The sequence below is a fragment of the Thioclava pacifica DSM 10166 genome (assembly GCF_000714535.1).
GTDB lineage: Bacteria > Pseudomonadota > Alphaproteobacteria > Rhodobacterales > Rhodobacteraceae > Thioclava > Thioclava pacifica.
On record NZ_AUND01000022.1, the window covers coordinates 1 to 2,101 of the forward strand.

A 2,101-nucleotide genomic window follows, 5' to 3' on the forward strand; every position below is an offset into this window, starting at 1 on the left:
CCCAAAAACTCTGATGACGGACACGTAGCAGGACTGATCCTCGCGGATGCGGCTCTCGCCCAAGCCCTCGGTTGGGGTCACGTTGTGCCGCTGCTGGCCGCAGCCCTGAAACGCGCGGACCTGCGCAAGCAGGGTGATGACCTTCGCTTGGCCTGTCATCGGGCACTCATCTCTTCGGTGGTCGAGGCGGTGCGTCAGGCGTCTGACCTTGCGCGTCGGGTGACGCACCTGAAGGCGGTCGCTCCGAAGCTGCGGGCAAAGGGGGCGGGGGATGCCGTCGAGATGTTCCTGACCTGGGACGCGGTGGCGCCGTCGGCTTTGCCTTTGCCGGATCGCGCCGCGCGGCGGCTCTGCGACCGGCTGGTCGACCTCGGCGCGGTGCGCGAGCTGACCGGGCGCGACACCTTCCGGCTCTACGGGGTGTAGCGATGGCGAAGGATCGCTCTGAACCTGACTTGGATCGCGAGCTACCCGACCTGCCGCCAGAGTTGCGCTGGCGGGAATGGATGCGCCGGATCGAGGCGGTGCTCTTCGCCTCTGCCTCGCCAGTGCCGCGCGAAGATCTCGCCCGCGTGGTGGGGCAGGGGGCGTCGATTGACCTGCTGGTCGAGGACCTCGCCGCCGATCTGGGGGGGCGGGCATTCGAGATCGCGCAGGTCGCCGGCGGGTGGATGTTCCGGACGCGGGCTATCTACGCGCCTGCGATCCGTGCGGCCGCGGATGTCGGGGGCCAGCTACTCGACCTGAGTGAATTCGACGTCGCGGTCCTTGCCGCCATCGCCTACCATCAGCCGATTACGCGCGACGGTCTGAAGGACATCTTCGGCAAAGAAATCAGCCGCGACCTGATCGGCCGGCTGCATGTGCGCGAGCTGATTGGGACCGGGCCAAGGTCGCCCAGACGAGGGGCCCCCTATACCTTCGTCACCACAGAGCAGTTCCTCGTCGCGTTCGGGTTGGAGAGCCTGCATGACCTGCCCGACAGGGAGCAAATGGAGGATGCGGGTTTTCAGAGGGAGCCACCTCAGGTTGGCGTTGGCTGAGTTCCCACTGCTTTTCGCGATTAGTTACTTTCCAATACAGGTATCGGAAAAAGGGGATTCGAGTGCCACGCTCGGCGGACGGGATGGCGATTTTTCTGGTCGATTGGATGATTTATGTATAGAATCTCAACGTAACATACGTCGATAAAAAACCTCGAAGAAAGAGCAGCTTAGCCGTGGCATCCGCCCAGCAAATCATCGGTCTCGTCAAGAGCCACGCGGAGGGAGACGCCGATCGTTTTTACGATCTGGCGATGCAACTCTCTGCGGCCGAAGAGCAGAAGGGGCATACCCGGCTGGCTGAACAGTTGCGGCAATGGGCCGAAGCGGGGCAGAAGCCGCCTGCGAAGCGAGCCCCTGCGATCACTCCTATCGCAACACCACGCGGTGATCTGGCGGAGTTCCTTGCCGCGTCCTATCCGACCGAGCGCCTGGTCGATGTCATCTTGCCAGACAGGATTGAGAGCGAACTCGCGCATCTCGTTGTCGAGACACGAATGCGCGAAAAGCTCGAGGCAAAAGGGTTGAAGCCACGGCGGCGCGTTCTCCTCTCCGGGCCTCCTGGAACGGGTAAGACCCTGAGTGCTTCAGCGCTTGCCGGTGAGCTGCAGTACCCCCTCTTTTCGGTCATGCTCCACGGGCTGATCACGAAGTTCATGGGTGAAACAGCGCAGAAGCTGAAGATGATCTTCGATGCCGTCAAGACGACGCGCGGTATCTATCTCTTCGACGAAATCGACGCTTTGGCTGCGGCCCGGGGCGGTGAGAACGACGTCGGCGAGGCCCGGCGGGTTCTGAACTCGTTCCTGCAGTTCCTGGATGAAGATACCGGGCCTTCGATCGTCATTGCCACTACAAACCTGCCGGGAATTCTTGACCGCGCGGTGCTGCGCCGCTTCGATCTCGTTTTGCCATACGTCATGCCCGATGGCCCGGCCATTCGGCAGGCGCTCGAACGTCGCCTGATCGGATTCGCGCTTTCTCGGATGGGATGGAAGCGGGTGACGGATGCGGCCTCAGGCCTTTCGACGGCCGATGTTGTGGCGGCGGCGGAAGAC

3 protein-coding genes are annotated in these 2,101 nt (G+C 62.9%); all 3 read left to right on the plus strand.

What is annotated here, in order from left to right; translation table 11 throughout:
• Positions 1-426, plus strand: a 426-nt coding sequence (locus TP2_RS09295; RefSeq protein ID WP_038076525.1) for a DUF1403 family protein, incomplete at its 5' end; no start/stop codon positions are given.
• A gap of 2 nt (positions 427-428) precedes the next feature.
• Positions 429-1,043 (plus strand): SMC-Scp complex subunit ScpB, encoded by a 615-nt coding sequence (gene scpB, locus TP2_RS09300; protein WP_038076528.1) that lies wholly within the window; start codon positions 429-431, stop codon positions 1,041-1,043.
• A gap of 176 nt (positions 1,044-1,219) precedes the next feature.
• Positions 1,220-2,101, plus strand: an 882-nt coding sequence (locus TP2_RS09305) for an AAA family ATPase (protein ID WP_038076529.1), incomplete at its 3' end; no start/stop codon positions are given.